Origin of the sequence: Dactylosporangium sp. NPDC005555, assembly GCF_040605635.1 — a bacterium.
Classification (GTDB): Bacteria; Actinomycetota; Actinomycetes; order Mycobacteriales; family Micromonosporaceae; genus Dactylosporangium.
This window is the reverse complement of the sequence record NZ_JBEXDG010000002.1, coordinates 99,127-124,492: the sequence shown is the minus strand read 5'-3', so window position 1 is coordinate 124,492 and position 25,366 is coordinate 99,127. Positions and strand designations below refer to the sequence as shown.

Here is a 25,366-nt window from a genome sequence, read left to right as displayed (position 1 = left end):
TGGATGACGGCGCCCCGCGGAGCTACCTAATTGTACCTTAAGCGTAGCTAGCGCGTGATGACCGCTGCGCAATAATAGCCCGAATTGCGGCGATTCCAACACCCACCACGCAGACGGTTGCGACCAGAGCCAGCAGCCCCGTGGGGGCGTTCGTGGCCGGGCCGCTCGCCGCGACGGGCTCTTCCACATATACCCGCTCGTCTGCCGACGCACTCGGGTTCGCGTTGGCGGCCGCGCTGGGCGACGCGGTCGCGTCCGGGCCGAGCAGCGACGGGTCGACCGGCTCGGTGCCGGTCCCGTCCGCCTCGCCGGTGCTGCCCGACGCGTTCGTCGACGGCTTGCGGGTCGAGCGGCCGTTCGGCGACGCGATCGCGTTGTTGGCGGCGGCCGCGGCGGCACCCGCGGGCCCCTGCGAGCTCGCCGGCTTGCCGGCCTGACCGCCCTGGCCGGCAGCGGGTGCGGCCGGCGGCGCGGTGACCCCGACGGAGACCGGCTTGAACTGCTCGACCACGCCGACGCCGCAGGAGAAGGTCATCGCGACGTCGACCGGGCCCTTCTTGAACACGACCGGCACCGCCTGGTTGGGCTGCACCGTGGAAACGGGCTTGCCGTCGACCTTGAGGGTCGCGCCCTGGCCGAGGCGGTTGACGAAGTTGACCCGCGACTCGGCCGGCACCGAGACGCTGCCGGTGTTGGGCTCCGACTTGCACACCAGCAGGCTCAACACGCTCCCGCCGCTGAACTCGACGGTCGGGGTGGAGGGTGCGGCGTGCACGGGGCTGGCGCCCACGGTCAGGGCCGCGGCGACAAGCGCGGCGGCGGCTGCCGCCACGCGGAGTGCCGGTCGGTGTCCAGACAAGGTAGCCATCCAAGGTTGAGGATTGATCAGATGCGGTTCCATCGAGGCCGCGCGATCACGGCGACCCAGTTGCGTAACGACGCGGCCGACTGGACGGTGACGGAACCCCGGCATTCCGGACCCTTCGGTCGGGTTACCGCCGAGGCCAGGCCCTGGGTCGCGCAAACTGTCGGTGCCACGTCGTAGGCTCTGCGGCATGCGAATCGGTGCTCACGTCGACCCCGCTCAGCCACTGGCCGAGGCAGCGGCACGCGGCGCTGACCTGGTCCAGTTCTTTCTGACCGACCCGCAGGCCTGGGCCGATCCCAAAGACCGTCCCGACGCCGAGGCGCTCATCGCCTCCGACGTCGACATCTACATCCACGCGCCCTATCGGATCAATGTCGCGTCGTCCAACAACAAAATCCGCATCCCCAGCCGCAAGCTGCTCTTCAGGCACGCGGCGGGCGCGGCGAAGGTCGGCGCCAAGGGCCTGATCGTGCACGGCGGGCACGTCGAGACGGCCGACGGCCTCGACGCCGGCTTCGACAACTGGCGCAAGACGTTCAAGTTCGCCTCCGACGAGGGCGGCTTCGCGACGCCGGTCCTGATCGAAAACACGGCCGGCGGCGACAACGCGTGCGCCCGGCGCTTCGACGCGCTGGCCCGGCTGTGGGACGCGGTCGGCGAGTATGAGGTCGGCTTCTGCCTGGACACCTGCCACGCCCACGCGGGCGGCGAGGACCTCCTCGACATCGTGGAGCGGGTCAAGGCCATCACCGGCCGGATCGACCTGATCCACGCCAACAACTCCCGCGACGGCTTCGACTCGGGCCGCGACCGCCACGACAACCTGACGGCCGGCGAGATCGACCCCGAGCTGATCGTCGCGGTGATCCGGGCCGTCGGCGCGCCCGCGCTGGTCGAGACGCCCGGCGGGGCCGACGGGCAGACCGCCGACATCACCTACCTGCGGGAGCGGCTGGCGTGAGCAATTTGTCCGAGACCGAGAAGGATCCGGAGGCGGAGCCTGAGGAGCCGCCCGCTCCGACCTCGGGAGAGCCTGCGTCCGACAACGGCAAGTCAGTCGCCGCCCTGGATGCGGCCTCGTCCGGTGGCACTGCGGACGCCACGCCCACCAGCACCAGCCGCGCCGCGGACACGGCCGTGACGGCCGGTGCCACGGGTCATTCGGCCGAGGACAAGCCCGGCGACGGCAGCGGTGCCCAGCCCGGCGACGCCAAGCCCGACGACGCGGAGGCCAGCGCCAAGACCGACGCGGCCAAGACCGACGACGCGGAGGCCAGCGCCAAGACCGACGCGGCCAAGACCGACGACGCGAAGGCCAACAGCGCGAAGGCCGACGACGCCAAAGCGGCGGGCGGCGACGGGGCAGGCGAGGCGGCGGAGGGTGCGAAGCGGGTCAGCCTGGTCAAGGCGGATCCGTTCGGGTCGTTCGCACCGGTTCCCGAGGTGGTGCCCGGCCGGGGGCGCAGGGTGGCGACGCGGGTCGGCAACGCCGTCGGGGAGTTTCTCGGGCACGAGTGGACGATGGCCGCCATCGGCTCGGTGCTGCTCGCCGCGTTCATGACCTGGCCGACGCTGAAGCATCCCGGGACGACGATTCCGCAGGACACGGCGGACCCGACGCTGCAGGCGTGGCAGATGGCGTGGGGCGGGCACATCCTCACGACCGACCCGACGCAGTTGTGGAATGCGAACGCGTTCTTCCCCTCGAAGTACAGCTACGCGTTCTCGGACACGCTGCTCGGCTATGCGCCCGCCGGCATGATCGGCAGCGGGCCGGTGGCGGCGCTCGTGCGGTACAACGTCATGTACGTGCTGATCTTCGCGCTCGCGTTCTTCGGGGCGTATGTGCTGGCCCGGCAGCTGGGGGCGAAGCCGACGGGGGCGATCGTGGCGGGGGCCGCGTTCGCTTACGCGCCGTGGCGGCTCGGGCAGGCCGGTCACCTGCACGTGCTGTCGGTCGGCGGGATCGCGCTCGCGCTGGCGATGCTCGCCCGCGGGCACGGGTTCTCGTTGCGGGACGGCTATCAGCCGGACAAGCGGCGGTGGGGCTGGGTCCTCGCCGGGTGGCTCGTCGCGGCGTGGCAGATCAGTCTGGGCTTCGGCATCGGGATCCCGTTCGTATATGCGCTGCTGCTGATCGTGGTGGCGACCGCGGTGTCGTGGGGTTACCGGCACGTGCGGAAGTGGGCGGTCACGCGGCCCTTCGGCTGGAAGCTGTTCTTCGCCAACCTCGGCGGCGGGACGGTCTTCGCGGCGGTCGGCGCATTGATGGCATACCCGTATCTGCAGGTGCTGAAGGATCACCCGTATGCGCGGCGCAGCGAGGAACTCGTCGGGCTGTTCTCGCCACCGTTGAAGGGGTTCTTCATCGCCCCGCCGGAGTCGTGGCTGTGGGACGAGGCGTATGCGGGGGCCCGCGCCACGCTGACCTGGGCTCCGGAGATGGCGCTGCTGCCGGGCTTCTTCCTGTACGGGTTGGCCTTCGCCGGACTGTTCGTCTCGACCTGGCGGCTCAAGCACCGGCTCTGGATGCTGGTCGGCGTCGTCGCCTCGGTCGCGCTGGCGATGGGCACGAACGGGCCCGGGAAGGGCGAGTTCGGCTACCTGGCGCTGTACCGTGCGCTGCCCGGCTTCGACGGCATCCGCACGTCGGGGCGGCTGGTGGTGTGGACGACCCTGTTCCTGGGTCTGCTCGCGGCGGGGGCGGTGAGCGCGTTCGCGGAGCGGGCGGTGGAGCTGTTCGCCGACCGGACGCAGTCGGAGCCGGGCGACCGGGCCGGGTTCCTGCCGCGCATGGCCACGCTGATCCCGGTGATGCTGGTGCTGTTCGAGGGCGCGCACAAGACGCCGCACCCGGTCGTGCCGAACACGCCGATAGCGATGAGCTCGGTGCAAGGTCCCTTGATGGTGTTGCCGAGCCATGAGCTGTTCGACATGAACGTCATGCTGTGGAGCACCGACGGGTTCCCGAAGATCGTCAACGGGGGCAGTGGCTTCACGCCGATGGACCAGCAGGAGCTGCGGCTGACGATGCAGCAGTTCCCCGACGCGCAGACGGTGGCACTGCTGCGGGAGCGGCGCATCCGCACCGTCGTCGTGGTGCGCAGCCAGGCCCTCGGCACCGCATACGAGCGGGCGATCGACGCGCCGATCGACGGCCTCGGCCTGACCCGCACCGAGCAGGGCGACGTCGTGCTCTACAAGGTCGAGGACAGCTGACAGACAAACCCACGAACGAAAGAGCGAGCCAAGAACAAAGCAAGGGCCGGCGGGGAGAACCCCGCCGGCCCTTTTCATGCAGCCGTTTTGACCAGTGGTGGCGGTTCGATGAGTGGTCGTTCGACGTCGTCGCGGTTGAAGACGCCGCCGTCTGGGTCCTCGCCTTCGTACGTGTCGCGGACGACGTCCATCTCAGGGTGCCGGATGTCGCGGATCACGTAGCCGACCAGCACGGCGAGCGTGACCAGTCGCAGGATCGAGGCGAGCACGAACACGCCCTCCGGGAACACCTGCCGGCCTGAGGCGCCCATGAGCTCGCCGTAGAACGACACGAAGTAGAGGACCTCGGCCACCTGCCAGGCGAGGAACGCACCCCAGCGGGGACGGGCGAGGACCGCGAGGGGAATCAGCCACAGCACGTACTGCTGCGACCACACCTTGCCGGTGAGCAGGAACGCCGCCACGATCAGGAACGCGAGCTGCGCGAGGCGCGGCGGAGTCGGCGCGGTGAGGCCGATGACGAGGATGCCGACGCAGCTGAGCAGGAACAACCCGAGGTACAACACGTTCAGCGTGGAGTGCTCAGGGTCGGTGTCGAGGTTCTGGAAGAAGGGGAACCCGTACTGGCCGGAGCCGCGCGGGAAGTGTGCCCCGATGTACCAGAGCGTGCCCCAGTCGATGCCCCGCTGGGAGTTGAAGTCCCAGAACTTGGCCCAGGACTCCCAGTAGAGGGCGGCGACGGGCACGTTGATCGCGAGCCAGGTGCCCGCGCCCACGCCGAAGGTGGCGAGGGCCTCCTTCCACTTGCCGGTGCGCAGGCACAGGACCAGCAGTGCGCCGAGGATCAGGACCGGATAGAACTTCGCGGCCGTTGCCAGGCCGAGGAAAAGACCGGCGAGCAGTGGTCTTCGGCGGGCCCAGAACGTGATCGCGATCGAGGCGAGACCGACGCAGAAAAGGTCCCAGTTGACGGTCGCGGAGACGAAGAGAGCGGGCGCCGCGGCGAACATCGCGGCGTCCCAGGGCCTTCGCCGGCGTACGGCGATCGTGGCGGCGACCGCGGCGATGCCGAACGCGCTGAGCACGACGGCGTTGAGGTCGTAGAAGGTCTGACCGGGGTTGTCGATCCGCTCGGCCTGGCCGAGGGAGTACACGGGCAGGCCGAGCACGCCCATGAACGCGCCGGTCAGGACCGGATACTCGACCTGGTGATCGGCGTAGGGGACCTGACCTTCGTTGAGCCCCTCGGCGTAGTAGAGGGCCAGCACGTCGGTGTAGCAGAAGTACTTGTACTGCTTCATGTCCGCCCACGCGCCGTCGCGACAGGGGGACTTCTGCATCCACGAGAAGCTGAGCATGGCGCAGATCAGCAGCAGGACCACCCGCGCGGGGGTCCAGAAACGGCTCGACGTCCGCACAGCGTGACTGCCCAGCGGCCCACCGATCGACTCGGAGAGGCCACCGACGAAGCGGTCGGAGTTGGCGGGCTCGTCACTCAGGCGGTGCTCGGGTCGCACAGTCGGCGGCATCGCATCACCGTACCGTCGCGACCTCCGAGACGGATGCACCACCCGACGTGGTTTGCTCGCCGCGACGCCGGATCGGCAGCGCGAACAGCAGCGCGAGGCCGAGCAGCACATACCAGTTCTCGATGAAGAAGCCGAGGACGCCCTTGCCCCACGGATCGACGGGCAGGCCCTGGTCGTACAGCGACACCATCCCGATGCCGACGGTTACCGCGATCAATACGGCCAGCCACCGCCGACCGGCGTCGACGAGGACGACGATGGCGGGCACGAACCAGTAGATGTGGTGGATCCAGGTGATCGGGCTGGCCAGGCAGCCGACGAGACCGGCGATGGTGAGGCCGACGAGGTCGTCGCCGGCGAGCGCGGCCCGGCGGGCCCGCCACAGTCCGACGCCGACGACGGCGATGACCAGCAGCACCCACAGCCAGCCGGGCGCGTCGTAACGGGCAAGGAGGCCGCGCAGCGACTGGTTGGGGATGTAGGCCTTGTTGCCGATCCCGTCGCCCTTCCACAGGGTGTCGCTCCAGAAGTCCCACGAGGCGCGGGGCGCGACCGCGGCGGCGACCAACGTGGCCACGGCGGCGCTCACGATCGCCGTAATGCCCGCCCTGTACCGCCGGCTGACCAGCAGATACACGATGAAGATCGCCGGGGTCAGCTTGATGGCGGCGGCGAGCCCGATCAGCACGCCCGCCCACCGGCTCTCCCGCGGCAGCAGGATCAGCAGGTCGGCCAGGATGAGCACGATCAGCAGGACGTTGATCTGCCCGAAGCTGAACGTTTCACGGATCGGCTCGAGGGTGCTGAACACGACGGTCGACAGCACCAGCATGAACGGCAGCGACCAGCCGTGCCGGCGTGCCACCGGGGCGACCAGCCAGTAGCTGGTGACGAGCAGACCCGCGATGGCGATGACCGCGTAGACGGTCACGGCGGCGTTCTTGCTCAGCAGCGCGTACGGGACCAGCACCATCGCGCCGAACGGCGGGTACGTGAAGCCGAGCGCGCCCTGCGTGTCGTCGGGCTTGGTGAACGTGTAGAGGTCGTTCCCGTCGAGCCACCAGTCGATGGCCATCCGGTAGATCGTGAGGTCGTAGAAGTGGTGCCGGATGCCGTACCACCAATGGGCATAGCCGACCAGCGCCACGAACAGCGCGAGCAGCCCCCACCGAACGGCTTTCAGCCTGCCCGCTTCCAACGCAAACCCCCAACGACAGCGGCCACGGTCCCGGCGAACATACCGCCGTTACCGTGGCCGCACATCTTCGGCCTACCGGGATCAGCGCCTTCGTGTCGGCGTGATGGTCGGAATGATGCCGCCGCCGTTGCCGCCGCCGTTGCCCGGGCTCTGGCTGTTGTTGCCGCCGGGGCCGCCGCCGGGGCCAGGGCCGCCGCTCGGGATGTTCGGGTCGACCGGGAGGCTCGGCTGCGGCGAGACGCCGGTGCCGACCTCCAGGTTGCCGACGTTCTTCGGACCCGGGAAGTTGATCTTCGGCTGCTTCATGATGGCCTCGGCCTTGTCCATGAAGTCCTGCCAGATCGGGCCGGGCAGGTTACCGCCGATGATGCCCTTGCCGCTGCTGTCGACGATCTTCTGTTCCTCGGCCTTGTTGCCGACCCACACCGCGGCGGCCAGGCCCGGCGACTTCTTGCCCGGGTCGTAGGCGGTGTAGCCGACGAACCACGCGTGCGCGTTGGACGTGGTCTGGCCGAGCTGCCAGGTGCCGGTCTTGCCGGCGATCTGGCGGCCGTCCTTGAGCTTCAGCCCGTAGTGCTTCGGCACGCCCTGCAGGACGGTGTTGAGGTCGTCGGCCATCTGGTCGGTGAAGCCCGGGATGCGCTTCGGGTTGATCACTTCGCCGTAGGTCTTCCTGCCGCCTTCCCACACCTCTTTGAGGAAGTGCGTCTTGGCCGCGACGCCGCGGGCGGCGAAGGTGGCGATGCCGCCGGCGTGCTCCAGGACCGTCACCGGGTACTGACCGAAGGCGACCTCGGTGTTGAAGTACTTCGGGAACACGTCGGCGCCCTTGTTCTTGACCAGGTCGATCTTCGTGGACTTGCCGTCGACGTTGGCCCACATGTCGGTGATGCCGGCCGCCCGGGCGGTGTCGATCACCTTCGCCGGGCCGACCTTTTCCGCGAGCGCGAAGAACGGCACGTTGAGCGACATGACGGTGACCTCTTCCAAGGTGCACCACTTGCCGTCGCCGGACTTGCACTTCGGCGAGGAGACGTTGCCCTCACCGGCGTTCTTGACCGGGTTCTTCGCGGTACGGCCACTGGCGGGGAACTGCTGCGGGGAGTCGCCGTTCCAGTAGGAGTCGATCGTGTAGCCGGCCATGAGACCGGTCGCGAGCGTGTAGACCTTCATCGTCGAGCCCGGCGGGTGGCCGCCGCAGCAACTGTCGGAGCCGTCGCTGAGCACGGGGTCGTTGTAGTAGCCGGCGAAGTCGCCGCCGGTGCCCTTGTCGCCGCCGTAGTAGGCCTTGACCGCGCCGGTGCCCGGCTCGACCGCGACGAGGGCGGCCTGCAGGTTCTGCGGATACTTGTTGATCCGCGACTCCGGGTTGCGGCTGGCCTCCTGGACCGCGGCCTGCTGCAGCTTCTGGTCGATCGTGGTGACGATCTTCAGACCACCGTTGGCGATCTTGTCGAAGTTCTTGCTGCCGTCGGGGTCGACGCCCTCGTACAGCAGCGCGCCGGTCTTCGGGTCGGTCAGCGCCGCGACCTCGTCGAGCACGTGGTGCACGATCAGGCCCTCGGGCTTGTCCATGCTGCCCTGCGTCTTGATCGCGTTGGCTCGGGACTCGGCCGGCGTGATGACCTTCGCCGGGTAGGCCATCTTCGTGTCCGCCTCTTCGGGGTTCACGAACTTCAGGCTGAGCATCCGGCCCTTGATGTAGTTGAACCGGTCCGTCGCCTGGGACTTGTCGATGTTCGGGTCGAAGGGGCTGCCCTTGGCGTTGTTGCCCTCAGGGTTCTTGATGATGCCGGCGAGGACCATGCCCTCGGCCATGGTGAGTTCCTTCGCGGGCTTGTTGAAGTACGCGATGGAAGCCGCCTGGATGCCGTACGCCCCACGTCCGAAGTAGACGATGTTGAGGTACATCTCCAGGATCTTGTCCTTGTCGAACTCCTGGTTGAGCTTCAGCGCGATGACGGCCTCGCGCAGCTTCCGCGCGTAGGTGACGCCCTCGAGGTCGGCCCAGTGCCGCGCGTACTGCTGGCTGATCGTCGACGCACCCTGCCGGTCACCGCCGGTGACGTTGTTCCACGCGGCGCGGACGACGCCTTTGTAGTCGACGCCGTCGTTGGTGTAGAAGCTGTTGTCCTCGGCCGCGACGACGGCGTGCCGGACGTCGGGCGGGATGTCGTCGATCGTGATGACGGTGCGGTTCTTGTCGCCGATGCGGCCCATCGGGGTCACGCCGTCGGCGTAGAAGATCGTCGTCGACTGCTCCATGGCCAGGTCCTGGGGGAGCGCGACCTGGTCGAAGTAATACGTGCCGCTGACCATGCCGATGCCGGCGATCATGATGAACGCGGCGATCGAGGCGATGACGATGTTGCGGCGGCGCCGGCGCTTGGCCTTGGCGCTGGACTTGCCGCGGCCGGAGCCGCTGCCGTCGGGGCCGCCCGGACCGCCAGGGCCCCCAGGACCGCCGGGCCCGCCCGGACCGTCGCCGAAGCCCTCGGCGCCCATCGACACGGAGGCGCGGCCGACCGTCGCCCGCCCGACCGTGGCGCGGCCGGCGGAGGACCCGGGCACCGACGCGGAGCCCGACACGGACGCCGAGCCGGAGACGGACGCGGACCCAGAGACGGATGCGGAGCCGACCGACGCCGAACCCACGGACGCGGACCCCGAAGCGGGGCGCACGGGCACGGAGGCCCGCCCGGTCCGCGGCTCGTCAGCGGAGGAGGCCGGCGGGCCGCCTACGCTCGCCCGGCCCACCGTCGCCCGGCCGGCCGCACCGGCGCTGGGTGCCGGCGGCGGCAGGGGAGGCGGAGGTGGCAGCGGGGGACCACCGAAGGGGTCGTCACCGTCCGGTCCCGGGAAGGATCCAGGAACCTGCGCCCGGCCCGGGGGGGAATTGGTCGGGTCACCGTAGTTCATTCGTCCCACCTTGCCGGTTGCGTCGTTGTCGCATGCTCCGTCGCCACCATGTCTGTGAGCTGAGGCACTCGTCGGTCAGGGTCCAAGTCTGCGGTCTCGGCGGTCAAGCGGCCGTGAGGCCGCCACTCGTCACCACCTGTCAGGGCATCGATGCAAATCGGCCCGCCACGGTCGCGGGCCAGCTTCACTCCGCCGCCCCTCCTCGGACCCGCGTCGACGACCGACCAGCGGCTCCATCGTCCGATCCGGCCGCAAGGCCGTCCCGTCCCAGCAGATATTGCTCCACGAGGTGATTCCAGCCGCAGTCGCGGCAGACCTCCACCACGTAGACGTGAAACTCACTCAGCGTCATGGCCAGAAGCGACAGCTCCGTCAGGCGGCGGGCCTGACCGGACGACTGCCGCAGCTCATCCCCATAGATGTAATGCACATGGGTGAGGTTCTCCCGGCGGCACACCGGGCACAGCTCGTCCGTCGGCTCGCCGTGGAATTTCGCTGCGCTCTTCAGGTATGGCGACGCGTCGCACACCTCATAGGTGCCGACGCGCCCGGAATGCACCTCACGCAGCAGGGCGCGTCTCCGCAAGGAGAAGTCGACCACCTGGCGCTGGGTACGCATGCGCCGAGGGTACGCGGTCCCGCGCCGCTCGGCGACATCGGTCACGATCGGTAACCGTCGGATAGACGATCAGCGGTGTGTTCCAGGTCATTCGGTCATGCGCGTTGCGTCCGTTCGGTCATGCGCCTACCGTTGCGATGTATCGGACCGATACATCGGCCGGGTAAACGGAGGGAGGCTGGGAATGCTCGAACTGGCGATCCTCGGTCTTCTCCACGAGTCCCCGATGCACGGCTACGAGCTGCGCAAGCAGCTCACCACCAAGCTGGGCGCGTTCCGGGCCGCGATCAGCTATGGCTCGCTGTACCCCACACTGCGTCGTCTCCAGACGGACGGCTGGATCTCCGAGGGTGCGCCGCCGGCGGGCATGCCGGCGTCACCCGATGAGGTCCCATTGCTGACCGGCAAGCGCGGCCGCGTGGTCTACACGATCACCGCCGAGGGCAAGGAGCGCTTCCAGGAGCTGCTCACCGCCGCCGGCCCCGAGACCTACGACAGCGAGGCGGGCTTCGGTGTCCACTTCGCGTTCTTCGCGCGCACCGACCCGGCGACCAGGCTGCGGATCCTCGAGGGCCGCCGCCGCCGCGTCGAGGAGCGCCGCGAAGGTATGCGCGACGTGCTGAGCAGGGCCGCGGAGCGGCTCGACGCCTACACCCTGGAGCTGCAACGCCACGGCCTGGACGCGTGCGAGCGCGAGGTCCGCTGGCTCGAAGAGCTCATTGCGAACGAACGCAATGGCACCACCCCTCAACCGCCTTCGGCAGATCCGGAGCGGTCATCGTGAACAACAAGAAGGAGGCATCCGCGATGGGCTCCGTCCGCGTTGCCATCGTCGGTGTAGGCAACTGCGCCTCGTCCCTGATCCAGGGCGTGGAGTATTACCGCACCGCCGACCCGAATGACCGGGTACCGGGTCTCATGCACGTCAAGTTCGGCGACTACCACGTCGGCGACGTGCAGTTCGTCGCCGCGTTCGACGTCGACGCGAAGAAGGTCGGCCAGGACCTGGCGGCCGCTATCAGCGCCAGCGAGAACAACACCATCCAGTTCGCCGACGTGCCGCCCACCGGCGTGACCGTCCAGCGCGGCCCGACCCTCGACGGCCTGGGCCAGTATTACCGCGAGATGGTCGACGAGTCCGACGAGCAGCCGGTCGACGTGACGGCCGCGCTGCGCGACGCGCAGGTCGACGTGCTCGTCTGCTACCTGCCGGTCGGCTCGGAGCAGGCGGCGAAGTTCTACGCCCAGGCCGCGATCGACGCGGGCTGCGCCTTCGTCAACGCGCTGCCGGTGTTCATCGCCTCCAACCCGGAGTGGGCGCAGAAGTTCACCGACGCCGGGCTGCCGATCGTCGGCGACGACATCAAGAGCCAGGTCGGCGCCACGATCGTCCACCGCGCCCTCGCGAAACTGTTCGAGGACCGCGGCGTCGAGCTGCTGCGCACGTATCAGCTGAACTTCGGCGGCAACATGGACTTCATGAACATGCTGGAGCGCACCCGCCTGGTCTCGAAGAAGATCTCGAAGACCCAGTCGGTGACCTCGCAGATCCCGCACGAGATGGCGAAGTCCGACGTGCACATCGGTCCCTCGGACCACGTGCCGTGGCTCGACGACCGCAAGTGGGCCTACATCCGCCTGGAGGGCAGGTCCTTCGGTGACACCCCGCTCAACGCGGAGCTCAAGCTCGAGGTCTGGGACTCCCCCAACTCGGCCGGTGTCATCATCGACGCGCTGCGCGCCGCGAAGATCGCCAAGGACCGCGGTATCGGCGGCCCGATCCTGTCCGCGTCGAGCTACTTCATGAAGTCGCCGCCGGTGCAGTACAACGACCACGACGCGCACGCGTCGGTCGAGCAGTTCATCGCCGGCGAGATCGAGCGCTGATCTCGTTCCTTATTATCTAGGGCCCCTTCCGTCGGGAGGGGCCCTAGATATGTTCAGAGCAGGCCGAACTCGCGCTCGATGCGCACCTTGGCCTCCAGCTCCAGCAGCACCTTCTTGCGCCAGATGCCACCGCCGAAGCCGACCATCTTGCCGTCGGCGCCGACCACCCGGTGGCACGGCACGATGATCGGCAGCGGGTTGCGGTTGCAGGCGACCCCGACCGCCCTGGCCCCGTCCGGCTCGCCGACCGCGGCGGCGATCTGCCCGTACGTGCGCATCTCCGCATACGGGATCGCCCACAGCGCCCGCCAGACGGCCCGCTCGAACTCCGAACCTCCGCGCACCGACAGCGGCACCGTGAACGACCCCGACGCTCCGCCGAAGTAGCGGGTCAGCTCCTCGACGGCCTGATCGAGCACCGGATCTTGAGAGGTCAACGGCCCGGCCGCGCCGCCGAAGCGCACCGCGCACACTCCGGTGTCGTCCACCGCGATCCCGACCGCGTCGATCGGTGCTTGCATTTCCGCCCAGCGCACGCAAGCAATTGTGCCCGATAACCCGAGTGTCAGATTTGCGTCCGATCGATACCCTCCAGTTGCCAGGCGGGACGGGGGAGGGGGCCGGCGATGGATGTCGTATTTCTGGTCATCGGCGGCATCGGCGTGCTCGTGCTGGCCCTGTCATTGCTCGTCGGCGACCTGCTGCATTTCGACGTCGACCACCCGGACGCCGGCGGTGTGTTCTCCCTGCCGGCCATCGCCGGGTTCATCGGCGCGTTCGGCTTCGGCGCCGCGATCGTCTCCGCGGTCGGCGTGCCCGGCGGTCTGCTCGTCGCGGTGATCGGTGGCGTCGTCGCCGCCGTCCCGACCGCCTGGCTGGCGACCCGGCTCGCCCGGATGGCGATGAACATGCGTACCGACGCGACACCGACCCAAAGGGACATGATCGGCACCACGGGTGTCGTCGTCACCCCCATCACCGTGAACGGTTTCGGCGAGGTGCGGATCTCCCTCGGCGGGCAGCCGGTGAAGCTGAGCGCCCGCGCCGACCATCCGATCGCGCTCGGCACCCGGATTCTTGTGGTGGAGGCGACGAGCTCCACCAGCGTGATTGTCGAAGAAACCCCTTTATAGAAGGGCGGACATATGAATACGGTCCTGCTCATCGCAATCGGTGGCGCGGTCCTGCTGATCCTGTTCCTGATGCTGTTCGTGGTGTCGCGGATCAAGGTCGCCGGCTCCAACGAGGCGTTCATCATCACCGGCCGCAAGGGCAAGTCGGTGCAAGCACTGGACGGGTCGCGCTCGACCGACCTGTCCGGCCAGAAGGTCGTCATGGGCGCCTCGGTGTTCGTGATGCCAGTCGTGCAGCGGCTGCAGGTCCTCGACCTGTCCAGCCGCCGCATCCACGTCGAGATCACCGGCGCGGTGTCCAAGCAGGGCATCCGCGCCAATCTGCAGGGCGTCGCGATCGTCAAGGTCGGCGGCACCGAGGACGCGATCCGCGCCGCCGCCCAGCGGTTCCTCAACCAGCAGCAGGGCATCGACCTGTTCACCAGTGAGGTGCTCGCCGGTGCGCTGCGCTCGATCGTCGGCCGGCTGACCATCGAGGAGATCATCCGGGACCGGACGGCGTTCGCCAGCGCGGTCGCCGAGGAGGCGGAGCACTCGCTGACCAACCAGGGTCTGGTGCTCGACACGTTCCAGCTGCAGGACATCTTCGCCGAGGGGTCCTACCTGCAGGACCTCGGCCGCCCGGAGGCCGCCCGGGTGCTCCGCGACGCCGCGATCGCCGAGGCGCACGCCCGCCAGGCCGCCGAGTCGGAGCGGCTCAAGGCGGAGGAGGCCATCGCCGAGGCGAACCGGAACCTGTCGCTCAAGCAGGCCGGCATCCAGGCCGAGATCGACGCGGCCAAGGCCCGCTCCGCCGCGGCGGGTCCCCTCGCCCAGGCCGAGCGGGAGCAGATCATCCTGGCCGAGCAGCAGAAGGTGGCCGAGCGCAACGCCGAGCTCAAGCAGCGGCAGCTCGACACCGAGGTCCGCAAGCCCGCCGACGCCGAGCGCTACCGGGTCGAGCAGGAAGCGGAGGCGGCCAAGAACGCCGCGATCTTCAAGGCCGAGGCGCAGCGGCAGTCCGTCATCGCCGCCGCGCAGGGCTCCGCCGAGCAGGCGCGGCTCACCGGTGAGGGCGAGCGGTCCCGCCGCGCCGCGCTCGCCGAGGCCAACGCCATCGAGGGTGCCAAGGAGGGCGAGGCCGAGCAGCGCCGGCGCGTCGCGATCGCGGAGGCGCTGGAGCGTGAGGGTGCGGCCGAGGCGACCGCGATCCTGGCCCGCGGCCAGGCCGAGGCAGAGGCGATGAAGCTCAAGGCCGACGCGTTCGCCACGTACGGCGAGGCCGCCATCCTCGACCTGCTGGTGCGGGTGATGCCCGAGGTGGTCAAGGCGGCGAGCGCGCCGATGTCCAACATCGACAAGATGACCGTGATCTCCACCGACGGCGCGTCGTCGCTCACGAAGTCGGTCGCCGGCAACGTGGCGCAGGGCCTGCAGCTCAGCAACGACCTGACCGGCATCGACCTGGCGAAGCTGCTGGGCAGGATCACTGGCACGACGGTGGACGAGCCGATCAACGGTCGCGCCGCGGTCGAGCCGCCGAAGGCGTAGGGGCATATCTCGGGCCCGGTGGAGGCAGAAGTCTTCACCGGGCCTGAACGAGCCGTAGGCTTTTGCGGTGTCCACCGCCACCGCAGCCGCCCATCCGCAGTCACATTTCGTGCGGGCAGTCCTGCGGCAACGGGGCTTCCGCCGCCTGCTCGGCGTGCGGATGGTGGCGCAGATCGGCGACGGCCTCTTCCAGGGCGCCCTGGCCGGCACCGTGCTGTTCAATCAGGACAAGGCCGCCGACGGCATGGCGATCGCGGCCGGTTTCGCCGTGCTGCTGCTGCCGTATTCGCTGATCGGGCCCTATGTCGGGGTGTTCCTCGACCGGTGGCGGCGGCGCACGATCATCTCCCGCGCCAACCTCCTGCGCGCCGTGCTGGTGCTGCCGATCGCGCTGTACATCTGGCAGGGTCACGACTCGCCGGCGCCGTTCATCCTCGCGCTGGTGGTGACCGGGCTGAACCGGTTCTTCCTGGCCGGGCTGTCCGCGGCGACCCCGCACGTGGTCGACGACCACATGCTGGTGACCGCCAACTCCTTCTCGGCGACGCTCGGCTCGCTGAGCTTCTCCGTCGGCATCGGCGCGGCCGGCGCCCTGATCAAGACGGTGCTGGCCGCCTCGTTCCACGGCTATGCACCGGTCGCCGCGCTCGCCGCCGGCTTCTATCTCGTCTCCGCGCTGCTGGGCCGGTCGTCGTTCACCGCCGACGAGCTCGGCCCCGACACCGCGCAACGGGCCAGGAGCTCGATCCGGCAGGCGGTCGGCGAGGTCAGCCGGGGCACGATCGCCGGGGTCCGGCACCTCGCGGCCAAGCGCGGCGCCGCCTATCTGGTGCTGGTCCAGGCCGTGTTCCGGCTCCTGTACGGCGTCGTGCTGCTGGCCAGCCTGTTGCTGTTCCGCACCGTGTTCAACAACGGTGAAGACGTCAGCGGCTCCTTCGGTACCATCGCCAACGCCTTCATCGCGGGCGGCATCGGGATGCTGCTGGCGTCCTTCGTGACCCCGCCGGTGGCCCGCCGGATGGGCGGCTGGCGGTGGGTGACGGCCGTGCTGGCGGCCACGGGCGCGGCGATCCTCGGCTTCGGGCTGCCCTTCGACCCTGTGCTGCTGCTCGGGGCGGTGTTCTTCACCAACCTCGCGGCCCAGGCGATCAAGATCGTCACGGACACGTCACTGCAGCACGAGTGCGCCGACGACTTCCGGGGGCGGGTGTTCAGCATCAACGACACCGCGTTCAACATCATGCTGGTCGCCGGCATGTACATCGGCGCGCTGACCCTGCCCTACACCGGCCGGTCGGCGGCGGTGCTCAGCGTGGTCGCGGTCTGCTACGTCCTGGCCGCCGCCGGCTATGCGGTGCTCGGCGGCCGGTGGGCCCGCCGGGTCGGCGACGACATCGCGCAACCCGGCGGGAAACACCTCACGTCGGTGACCTGACGCTTCTAGCTGGTCTTCTTCGCCTTCGCCTGGGTCGACGAGGAGTTGAACGACAGGGTGTCGCCGTTGCAGGTGTACTTGGCCGGAGTGTCGTCGGGCTCGAACGGGTCCTCCTGGCTGTAGCCGATCGACGGTGCCGTCGTCAGCATCTTGCCGGTGGCCTTCGCGTTCTCGTAGACGATGCTGCCGCTGGTGGTGTGGACCGTCGCGGTGACGGTCGCGTTGACCGTGACCGTGATCGCCGTCGCCGTGCCGGAGATCGTCGGGTTGGCCTTGTACACGCTGTTCTCGTACGTCTCGGTGTAGGAACCGTCCGAGCCGAACTTCAGCTTCGAGCCGTTCTTGTCGAGCGTGAGCTTGAGGCCGCCCTCGACGTTGGCCATCGGCGCTTCCTGGCTGTAGCTGGTGGTCGTCCAGCTGCCGATCAGGCACGTGTCGATCGCCGCGCTCGGCTTGGCGCTCGCGCCGGCGCTCGTGCCCGTCGTCGCGCCGGTGTTCTTGCCGGGGTCGGCGACGGTCTTCGGGTCGTCGTTGCCGCGCAGGGCGACCACCGCGACGATCGCGATCACGAGGATCACGACCACGCCGGACAGCGCGATCAGCGGCATCATGAACTTGTTGCGGCGCGGCGGGGGCGTCGGTGACGCGCCGTACTGGCCGCCGTAGGTGGTCGGCGGGAACGCCGGCGGTCCACTGACCTGGCCCGGGTAGGCCGGCTGGCCGCTGACCTGGCCGGGGTAGCCGGGCTGACCCGGGTAGCCCGGGCCGCTGACCTGCTGGTCGGGGAACGAGGGTCCGCTGCTTTGATAGCCGGCATAGGGCGCGCCACTGTACGGGTCGCCGCTGTAGGGCGAGCCGCTCACGGGCGGTTGCGGCGCCTGCGGGACGCCTCGATAGGTGCGGCACTGCGTGCAGTAACCGTTCGTATCAATGCCCATGCCGCCGCAGTTGGGACACGGCTGCATGTCTTCCTCCAGGGTTTCAAGGGGGGATCGCTTAGCGACGGTAGCTGAACGCGTCTACGTGCAGAACCGACCGAATCGCCACATGCACGACGCATCGGTGGTCAAAGTTCCGACAGCGTTGAACCCGCCACGCGTCCTCCGGAAGAATGTGCGTTGTGTCTCAGCCGCTGGTCGTCGTCTTCGCCGGAACGTCGTGGGACGGGGTGACCGGCTCTGACCGGCTCCTCGCCTCGGCGCTCACCCCTCATGCTGACATCCTTTGGGTCGATCCGCCGATCTCCGCGGCGACCCCGGACCGCTACCGCTACGGCGCCTCGCGTCTCGGCGTCGCGCCCCAGATCCGTCAGGTCTCCGACGGTGTGACGCGGCTGACGCCGCGGGTGCTGCCGCTGCACACCAGGCCCTACATCAAGGTCAGCACCGCGGCGCTGATCCGCTCGCAGACCCGCTGGGCGCTGCGCAAACTCGACCGGCGGCCGGCCGCGGTCATGGCCTGCAACCTCGTCGACGTCCTGCGCAGCTGGGGACCCGGGGTCGCCAAGGTGCTCTACGGCACCGACGACTATGTCGCGGGCGCCGAGCTCATGGGGCAGGACGCGGCACGGGTCGCCGAGGACGAGCGCCGTCAGATCGACAACGCCGATCTGGTCGTGGCGGTTTCGACGGTACTGGCGGAGCGCTGGACCGGCCTGAACGCCAAACGGGTCGAGCTGATCCCGAACGGGGTGCAGACCTCGGCGTACCGGACGCCCGGCGAGCCCGCGGCGCTGCCCAAGCCGCTTGCCGGGCCGGTCGCGGGGGTCATCGGCCAGTTCTCCGACCGGACGGATTTCGAGCTGCTCACCGCCCTGGCCGACGACGGCGTGTCACTGCTGCTGGTCGGGCCGCACGACGCGCGCTGGGAGCCGGAGCGCTTCCCGGCGCTGACCGAGCGGCCGAACGTGGTCTGGGTCGGGCGGCAGCCGTTCGAGTCGCTGCCGACGTTCCTGCGGCACATCGACGTGGGCGTCACGCCGTACAAGGACACGCCCTTCAACCGGGCGTCGTTCCCGCTCAAGACGCTGGAATACCTCGCGGCCGGGAAACCGCCGGTGAGCACCGACCTGCCCGCGGTGCACTGGCTCGACTCCCCGCTCGTGCGGGTCGCCAGCACCCCGAAGGCGATGGTCGCGGCGGTGCGGGAGGCGGCGGCCGAGTCCCACGACCCCGACCTTGTCGCGGCCCGGCAGGCATTCGCCGAGCAGCACTCGTGGGCGGAACGAGCGAAGGCGTTGGCGGCGACACTACCACTTTGAGCTGTATGTAATCGTATGATCACATAATGTCATCGCCTCCACCGCCTTTGTCTGCTTCGCCTCCGGATCCCGATTCCAGCCGCGGACCTCGCCGGTTCGAGCTGGAGTCGGGGCCGCCGGCGCGGCCGTCGTTGCCGTCCCGCGCGTATGAGCCGCCGGACGAGCCGCAACCCGACGAATACGAATACCGCGAGCCCATCTACGGGTTGACTGCCCGTGGTGACGTGCCGGACTACGAGCCGCCCCGGCCCGGGGCGCCACGGCCGCCGGAGCTGGCCGAGCCGCTGCCGCCGCAGGCGCCGGATCCGACGCTGCCCGCGTGGCTGCGTCCGGCGTCACCCGCGGAGGACGTGCCGGACATTCACCCGCCGGGCGAGCCCGCTTCCGGCCGCGGCGCGGGCGCGCATTCGGCCGCACCACACGAGGAGGCCGCCCCCACCGGCTCCGGCAGGCCGGGCCCCGGCTTCGGCACGGGCGGCGGTCCGGGCTTCGGCGCGGGCGGGGGGCCGGGCTTCGGTGCGGGCGGCTCGGCCGGTGGCTCCAACATGCCCGGCGGCAGGCCCGGCGCGCCGCAACCGCCCGGCATGCCCGAGCAGCGTCAGCGGCGGTGGTGGGTGCTTCCGGTCGTCGGCGGCCTTGCCGCGCTGCTGATCCTCGGTGGGGCCGGCACCGTGCTGCTGTACATGCGAGCCAACGACTCGGTGGACACCAGCGCGGGTCCGGTCGTTTCGGCGGCGGCGTCGACGGCAGAGACGGGCCCCGCCGCGCCGCCCGGCGCCGACGACGGCACCAGTCGCGGTCCCGCGGCCGGCCCGACCGGCGGTGGAGCGCCGCAGGCCGGGACGGGTGTGCCGTGTGCGTATTCGTCGGCGGACCGCGGCGGCGGCGACCCGCGCCTGGTGGCGACGCCCGCGCCGCGGTCCACACTGTCGGGCAAGCCGACGGCGACCCTGGAGACCAACCTCGGTGTGATCGGCGTGCAGCTGTACGCGGACCGGGCGCCCTGCACCGTCAACTCCTTCGTCCACCTGTCCAGGGACGACTTCTACAGCGACACGCCGTGCCACCGGCTGACCACCGAGGGGCTGTGGGTGCTGCAGTGCGGCGACCCGGGCGGCACCGGGACCGGCACGCCGGGCTACCAGTTCGGCGAGGAGAACCTGCCGACGACGCTGCCGCCGTACCCGCGGGGAACGCTCGCGATGGCCAACGCCGGCCCGGGCACGAACGGCTCGCAGTTCTTCATCGTCTACAAGGACAGCGACATCCCGCCGGACTACTCCGTGTTCGGCCAGGTGACGAGCGGCCTGGACCTGCTGGACCGGATCGCCGCCGTCGGCACCACCACGGGGGGTGCCGACGGTCCGCCGAAGCTGGCCGTGCAGATCACGGAGATCAGGGTTTCGTGAGGCCCTCGGCGGCAGCCCAGCGCAGCAGCTCCGCCTCGGCCTCGTCCCGGTCGAGCGGACCGCGCTCCAGCCGCAGCTCCTTGAGGTGCCGCCAGGCCCGACCCACGAGCGGGCCGGGCGGCACCCCGAGCAGTTCCATGATCGCGTTGCCGTCGAGGTCGGGCCGGACGCGGGCCAGGTCCTCCTCGGCGGCGATGCGCGCGATGCGGGTCTCCAGCGCGTCGTAGTCGGCTGCCAGCTGTGCCGCCTTGCGTCGGTTGCGGGTCGTCACGTCGGAGCGGGTCAGGCTGTGCAGGCGGGTCAGCAGCGGCCCGGCGTCGGTCACGTAGCGACGCACCGCCGAGTCGGTCCACTCGCCGCGGCCGTACCCGTAGAAGCGCAGGTGCAGCATGACGAGCTCGGAGACGTCGGTGATCACGTCCTTGGGGAACTTGAGCGCCTTCATCCGCTGCTTGGTCAGCCGCGCGCCGACGACCTCGTGGTGGTGGAAGCTGACCCCGCCGTCCGGCCCGACCGCCTTGGTCGCCGGCTTGCCGACGTCGTGCATCAGGGCGGCCATGCGCAGCGTGAAGTCCGGCCCGTCGGTCTCGTGCCCGATCGCGTTGCGGACCACGATCAGGGTGTGCTCGTAGACGTCCTTGTGCTGGGCGTGCTCGTCGATCTCCAGCTTCAGGCCGGTCACCTCGGGCAGGAACGTCTCGGCCAGCCCGGTGTCAACCAGCAGCCGCAGGCCCGTGATCGGGTCGGCGCCGCACATGAGCTTCACGAACTCGTCGCGGATCCGTTCGGCGGTGATCCGTGCCAGGTCGCCCGCCATGGCGGTCATCGCTGCCCGTACATCAGGCGAAACGGCGAACTGCAGCTGCGCGGCGAACCGTGCGGCCCGCAACATCCGCAGCGGATCGTCGGCGAAGGAGTCCTCCGGGGCGCCCGGCGTGCGCAGCACCCGGTCGGCGAGGTCGGCGAGGCCGCCATACGGGTCGGTGAACTCGTGGCCCGGCACCGACACCGCCATCGCGTTGACCGCGAAGTCGCGGCGGCGCAGGTCGTCGACGAGGTTGTCGCCGTACTGCACGATCGGGTTACGGCTGACCCGGTCGTAGGCGTCGGCGCGGAACGTGGTGACCTCGATGCGCAGACCCCGGCGGGCGAGCCCGATCGTGCCGAACTCCTGACCGGTCGTCCACACCGCCTCGGCCCAGCCGTCGATGATCCGCAGCGTCTGCTCCGGCCGGGCGTCGGTGGTGAAGTCCAGGTCGTCGCCGAGGCGTCCGAGCAGCGCGTCGCGCACCGAGCCGCCGACGAGGTGCAGCTCGTGCCCGGCCGCTGCGAACCGGCGACCGAGCTCGTCGGCGACGGGGGAGACGCGCATCAGCTCGTGCACGGCACGGCGCTGGGCGTCGGTGAGGGCGCGCGGGGATTCAGCGCGTGCGCTCTCGGCGCGTGCGTTCTCAGCGCGGGTGGATTCGGCGCGTGTGGTTTCGGGCATCGGTCGGTGAGCCTATCGCGAGGGCATGAGCGGTGAGCAAGGAGCGGACACCGAGGGTAGTTGCCGTGTCGGGGTCGGTGCGCGCGATTTGTCTGCTCGTCGGTGGGGCGGCAGGAATGTCGGGGGGTGCCACTATGGTCTGTGCTGCGAGCGGAAGCACGGCCGAGTTGGGGTGTGGCGGATGGACCCGGCAGACGACGGGCGCTGGAGCAACGAGCCGACGGCGGTGCTGCGTCCCGTGGGCGAGGGTGCCCACAGGGCGCATGACCCTGCCAACGCGCCCACGGTCAGCCTTCCGCTGATCACATCCACGCCTGAGATGACGGCGGACGCTCCCGTCGTCGAGGAGTCGGCGCCGCCGCCCGGGCCGGGTGACGACGAGAGCACCGGCACCGTCGTGCGCAACAGCAGCACGATGGCGATCCTCAGCCTGGTGAGCCGCGCCACGGGCTTCGTCCGCGCGGCGGCCATCTCGGCGGCGATCGGCGGGTTCGCGGTCGGCGACGACTACACGCTGGCCAACAATCTGCCCAACCAGATCTATGAGCTGTTGCTCGGCGGCGTCCTGGCCAGCGTGCTGATCCCCACCCTGGTGCGGGCGCGCAAGCAGGACCCCGACCGCGGCGAGGCCTATGCGCAGCGCCTGCTGACCCTGGCGGTGGTCGCGCTCGGCGCGGCGACGCTGGTGGTGGTCCTGGCGGCGCCGCTGCTGACCGCGGTCTACACACTCGGCAACGACAAGGTCACGACGACCGACCGCGACCTGATCACGCTGCTGGCATATCTGCTGCTGCCCGAGATCTTCTTCTATGGGCTGGCCGGCATCTTCGCCGCGATCCTCAACGTGCGGGGGCACTTCGCCGCACCGATGTGGACCCCGATCCTCAACAACGTCGTGATCATCGCCACGGCCGGCGTGTTCGTGATCCTCCCCGGGCCCAACCTGCCGACGCCCGAGACGATCACGCTGGCGCAGGTCCTGGTGCTCGGCATCGGCACCACGCTCGGCATCGTGATCCAGTCGCTGGGGCTCTGGCCGGCGATGCGCAAGACGGGCTTCAAGTGGAAGTGGCGCTTCGACTTCGGCAAGCTCAACCTGCGGGAGCTGGGCCGGCTCGGCGCCTGGATGCTGCTCTACGTCGGGGTCAACCAGATCGGCATCACGGTCGTGATGGTCCTGGCGAAGAACAACTCGCTGCGCGGCGGCGACGGCCCCGCGATCTTCAACAACGCGTTCCTGATCTTCATGATGGCCCACGGCATCGTGGCCGTCTCCGTGATCACCGCGCTGATGCCGCGGATCTCGTCCGCGGCGGCCGACGGCCGGTTCGGCGACGTCACCGAGCAGTTGTCGCAGGGCACCCGGCTGGCGTCGGTGATCCTCATCCCCGCCGCCACGATCTATCTGGTGCTGGGCCAGCCGCTCGCGGTGACGCTGTTCAACTGGGGGCAGTATGACTACGACACCGCTCTCGCGACCGGCTGGGTGGTGAGCGCGGCGGGCCTGGGCCTGCTGCCGTTCGCGCTGAGCCAGATGCAGACCAGCGTGTTCTATGCGATGCGCGACACCCGCACCCCGGCACTGGTCAACATCGGCGGTGTCGCCGTCCGGCTGCTGCTGGACGTGGCGTTCTACTTCATCCTGCCGATCGCGGCCGTGACGGCCTCGCTGATGGTGGGCACGGCGTTGTCCTTCGTCGCCGCGCTGCTGATGGGCTATTGGCTGCTGCGGGCGCGGCTCGGGCGGCTCGGCCTGGCGAAGGTCGCCGACACCCTGGGCCGGCTCGCGGCCGCGGCGGCGGTAGGTGGTGTGCTGGCGCTGGCCGTCGCGTGGGGCGTCGGCAAGGTGCTCGACCCCGGCAAGATCACCAGTTTCGTGCAACTCGTCACAGGTGGCGCGGTCCTGCTGGTCGCCTACGCGGCGGTCGCCCTCGCCCTTCGCGTGCCCGAGGTCCGCCAGTTCGCGGGTCTGATCAAGGGCAAACTCGGCCGATGATCACGTCGACCAGCGGCCATGCGCACATGTGGCGGGACGGTGGACGGCCGGACGGTGCGACAGTGCCGGACGGGCGGCGCTCATGCTTCGCCGGACGGGCGGTTCCGGGGTCGGGCATGCCGGTGAAACATGGGTGAAAGGTATATGACCGCTATGTCCTGGCATGGGTGATCAATTGGCCTCGCCGCGGGTGGTCCGGAGAAGATGACGTGTCGGAACCCTTAGAGCTGACCGGTAAGGTCAACCTCGACGCCTCGCCGGAGCGCTTAGGCTTAGTGACTGCGACTCGCGTTACGACGGACGCCATAGGTGAGCACACGGATCGGAAGGGAGGACGGGTGGCTGAGCTCGACGAAGGGCTGGAGACCGCGGGAGGAATTCCGCAGGTCCTGACCTTCGGCACCCCATCCGTCGGTGAAATCCTTGCCGAGCGATACCGGCTCGAAGACCACATCGGCAACGACTCATTGGGCCGCCGGCTGTATCGCGGGATCGACGTGATCCTGCGCCGGCCGGTCGCGGTCGTCCTGCGCTATCCCGGTGGGGAGAGCGCCAAGGAGATGCTGGGCGCTGCCGTGGCCGCGAGCCGGATCGTCCACCCGCACCTCGTCGGCGTCTATGACGCGATCGACGAGGGCACCCGGGCCTATGTGGTCCGCGAGTGGGTCGACGGAATCGCGCTTCGCGAGATCGTCGCGCAGGGTCCGCTGGACGCGGGGCGGTCGGTGGCGATCGCGTGGGCTGTCACGGACGCCGTGGCGTCGCTGCACGGGACCGGGATGGCGCACGGCAACGTGCACCCCGGGACGGTGCTCGTCGCACACGACGGGCGGGTCGTGCTGACCGACGCCCGAGCCGACGACCTGGCGACCCCCGAGACCGACATCCGGGCCATCGGCGCGGTGCTCTATTGCGCGCTGACCGGCTACTGGCCGCACCGCGAGGCCGGCACCTATTCGGTGCCCGACGGCGTGCGGGACAACTCCGGCGCGCTCGCCGCGCCGCGGCAGGTCCGCGCCGGCGTGCCGACGCACCTCGACTCGCTGGTCACCGACCTGCTCAACCCCGACCTGCCGCTGCCGTCGGCGGAGTCCCTCGCCGGCGAGCTCGCCTCGTTCGGGCAGTTCGAGGATGGCGACCTCGCCGACGCGGGCAGCGGTGGCGGGGAGCAGCTCGACTTCGAGGCCTTCGACTCGGCGTCGCAGTCCACCGCGCCGCCGAAGCCCGCCGGCCGGAAGCTGGCCGTGGGCGTGGTCGGCCTGCTGGTGCTCGCCCTCGCCGGCACGCTCGCCGCGGCGAAGGTGCTGGGCGACCCGACCGTGCCCGGCGAGACCACGCCGTCGGCGACGACCAGCGGCGCGCCGCAGCAGGCCAAGCCGCCGGCCGGGCAGCCGACGGTGCTGACGATCGACGGTTCCAAGGTCCGGATCGTGAGCCCGAAGGGCGACCAGGACAACGCCAAGGACGTGGCGAAGCTGGTCGACGGCAATCAGGCGACGACCTGGAGCACCGACCGCTATTCCGGCAAGGCCAACTTCGGTGGTCTCAAGGACGGTATGGGCGTCTGGATCGACCTCGGCGAGGCCAAGAAGGTCGTGTCGGTGCAGGTCGACCTGGCCACCCCGGGCGCCAGCGGTGAGCTGCGCACCGGCACGGCCGACCTCGGCAGCGGCACCGCGCAGGACCAGCAGACGGTCGAGCAATACAAGGTGGTCGAGGGCACCACCAAGGACGGGATGGGCCCCAACACCCTGTATGCCGGCCCGGCGGAGCCGACCCGCTACCTGCTCGTGTGGATCACGAAGCTGCCGAAGGAAAACAGCAGCGGCAAATACCGGGTTTCCATCGCTGAGATAACCGTTCGAGTCCAGTAGT

General features: G+C 69.8%; 19 protein-coding genes. 11 read left to right on the top strand and 8 right to left on the bottom strand.

What is annotated here, in order from left to right; all coding sequences use genetic code 11:
- Positions 1-37: 37 nt before the first annotated feature.
- Positions 38-832, bottom strand: a complete 795-nt coding sequence (locus tag ABZS58_RS03185) for a hypothetical protein (protein WP_354777016.1) — start codon at positions 830-832, stop codon at positions 38-40.
- Positions 833-1,055: 223 nt separating this feature from the next.
- On the opposite strand from ABZS58_RS03185, the gene ABZS58_RS03180 reads away from it, so the two are divergent.
- The gene (locus tag ABZS58_RS03180) at positions 1,056-1,829 is read left to right on the top strand and encodes a deoxyribonuclease IV (RefSeq protein WP_354777014.1); all 774 of its coding nucleotides are present in this window, start codon (positions 1,056-1,058) and stop codon (positions 1,827-1,829) included.
- On the top strand, positions 1,826-4,087 hold the full coding sequence (locus ABZS58_RS03175; RefSeq protein WP_354777012.1) for a hypothetical protein: 2,262 nt from the start codon (positions 1,826-1,828) through the stop codon (positions 4,085-4,087). Before ABZS58_RS03180 ends, ABZS58_RS03175 begins: the two co-directional genes overlap by 4 nt.
- Before the next feature lie 74 nt (positions 4,088-4,161).
- On the opposite strand, the gene ABZS58_RS03170 is transcribed toward ABZS58_RS03175, so the two are convergent.
- The 4 genes from ABZS58_RS03170 to ABZS58_RS03155 all read right to left on the bottom strand — a co-directional run bounded on the left by ABZS58_RS03170 (position 4,162) and on the right by ABZS58_RS03155 (position 10,352).
- On the bottom strand, positions 4,162-5,616 hold the full coding sequence (locus ABZS58_RS03170) for a glycosyltransferase 87 family protein (RefSeq protein ID WP_354777010.1): 1,455 nt from the start codon (positions 5,614-5,616) through the stop codon (positions 4,162-4,164).
- 4 nt (positions 5,617-5,620) lie between these two features.
- Entirely contained in the window at positions 5,621-6,814 is a 1,194-nt protein-coding gene (locus ABZS58_RS03165) for a glycosyltransferase 87 family protein (protein WP_354777008.1), read from the bottom strand.
- Between the two features lie 81 nt (positions 6,815-6,895).
- Entirely contained in the window at positions 6,896-9,469 is a 2,574-nt protein-coding gene (locus ABZS58_RS03160; RefSeq protein WP_354777006.1) for a transglycosylase domain-containing protein, read from the bottom strand.
- A 448-nt stretch (positions 9,470-9,917) separates the two neighbouring features.
- Positions 9,918-10,352, bottom strand: coding sequence for a DUF5318 domain-containing protein (locus tag ABZS58_RS03155; protein WP_354777004.1), 435 nt, complete (start codon positions 10,350-10,352; stop codon positions 9,918-9,920).
- A gap of 184 nt (positions 10,353-10,536) precedes the next feature.
- Between ABZS58_RS03155 and ABZS58_RS03150 the strand changes: the two genes are divergently transcribed.
- Complete coding sequence (locus tag ABZS58_RS03150) at positions 10,537-11,136, top strand: PadR family transcriptional regulator (protein WP_354777002.1); 600 nt, start codon at positions 10,537-10,539, stop codon at positions 11,134-11,136.
- 23 nt (positions 11,137-11,159) lie between these two features.
- Complete coding sequence (locus ABZS58_RS03145) at positions 11,160-12,239, top strand: inositol-3-phosphate synthase (protein WP_354777424.1); 1,080 nt, start codon at positions 11,160-11,162, stop codon at positions 12,237-12,239.
- Positions 12,240-12,292: 53 nt separating this feature from the next.
- Here ABZS58_RS03145 and ABZS58_RS03140 read toward each other — a convergent pair whose 3' ends face one another.
- Positions 12,293-12,775, bottom strand: coding sequence for a methylated-DNA--[protein]-cysteine S-methyltransferase (locus ABZS58_RS03140; protein WP_354777000.1), 483 nt, complete (start codon positions 12,773-12,775; stop codon positions 12,293-12,295).
- Positions 12,776-12,865: 90 nt separating this feature from the next.
- Here ABZS58_RS03140 and ABZS58_RS03135 point away from each other — a divergent pair, with 90 nt between their 5' ends.
- From ABZS58_RS03135 to ABZS58_RS03125, 3 genes are all read left to right on the top strand, one after another.
- Positions 12,866-13,372 carry an NfeD family protein gene (locus tag ABZS58_RS03135; RefSeq protein ID WP_354776998.1) on the top strand — a complete coding sequence of 169 codons (507 nt, stop codon included), beginning with the start codon at positions 12,866-12,868 and terminating at the stop codon, positions 13,370-13,372.
- Between the two features lie 12 nt (positions 13,373-13,384).
- Entirely contained in the window at positions 13,385-14,902 is a 1,518-nt protein-coding gene (locus tag ABZS58_RS03130) for an SPFH domain-containing protein (RefSeq protein WP_354776997.1), read from the top strand.
- 67 nt (positions 14,903-14,969) lie between these two features.
- On the top strand, positions 14,970-16,337 hold the full coding sequence (locus tag ABZS58_RS03125; protein ID WP_354776995.1) for an MFS transporter: 1,368 nt from the start codon (positions 14,970-14,972) through the stop codon (positions 16,335-16,337).
- 5 nt (positions 16,338-16,342) lie between these two features.
- On the opposite strand, the gene ABZS58_RS03120 is transcribed toward ABZS58_RS03125, so the two are convergent.
- Positions 16,343-17,275 (bottom strand): hypothetical protein, encoded by a 933-nt coding sequence (locus tag ABZS58_RS03120; protein WP_354776993.1) that lies wholly within the window; start codon positions 17,273-17,275, stop codon positions 16,343-16,345.
- Positions 17,276-17,457: 182 nt separating this feature from the next.
- Between ABZS58_RS03120 and ABZS58_RS03115 the strand changes: the two genes are divergently transcribed.
- Both ABZS58_RS03115 and ABZS58_RS03110 read left to right on the top strand, forming a co-directional pair.
- Positions 17,458-18,597: a glycosyltransferase gene (locus ABZS58_RS03115; protein ID WP_354776991.1), complete on the top strand. Its 1,140-nt coding sequence runs from the start codon at positions 17,458-17,460 to the stop codon at positions 18,595-18,597.
- A gap of 131 nt (positions 18,598-18,728) precedes the next feature.
- Entirely contained in the window at positions 18,729-20,006 is a 1,278-nt protein-coding gene (locus ABZS58_RS03110) for a peptidylprolyl isomerase (protein WP_354776989.1), read from the top strand.
- On the opposite strand, the gene ABZS58_RS03105 is transcribed toward ABZS58_RS03110, so the two are convergent.
- Complete coding sequence (locus ABZS58_RS03105) at positions 19,993-21,495, bottom strand: CCA tRNA nucleotidyltransferase (protein ID WP_354776987.1); 1,503 nt, start codon at positions 21,493-21,495, stop codon at positions 19,993-19,995. The genes ABZS58_RS03110 and ABZS58_RS03105 overlap by 14 nt on opposite strands.
- A 181-nt stretch (positions 21,496-21,676) precedes the next feature.
- Between ABZS58_RS03105 and murJ the strand changes: the two genes are divergently transcribed.
- On the top strand, positions 21,677-23,491 hold the full coding sequence (gene murJ, locus ABZS58_RS03100; protein WP_354776985.1) for a murein biosynthesis integral membrane protein MurJ: 1,815 nt from the start codon (positions 21,677-21,679) through the stop codon (positions 23,489-23,491).
- Between the two features lie 338 nt (positions 23,492-23,829).
- A complete protein-coding gene (locus ABZS58_RS03095; RefSeq protein WP_354776983.1) occupies positions 23,830-25,365 on the top strand; it encodes a protein kinase family protein in 1,536 nt (511 codons plus the stop codon).
- The last annotated feature ends 1 nt before the right edge of the window (position 25,366 follow it).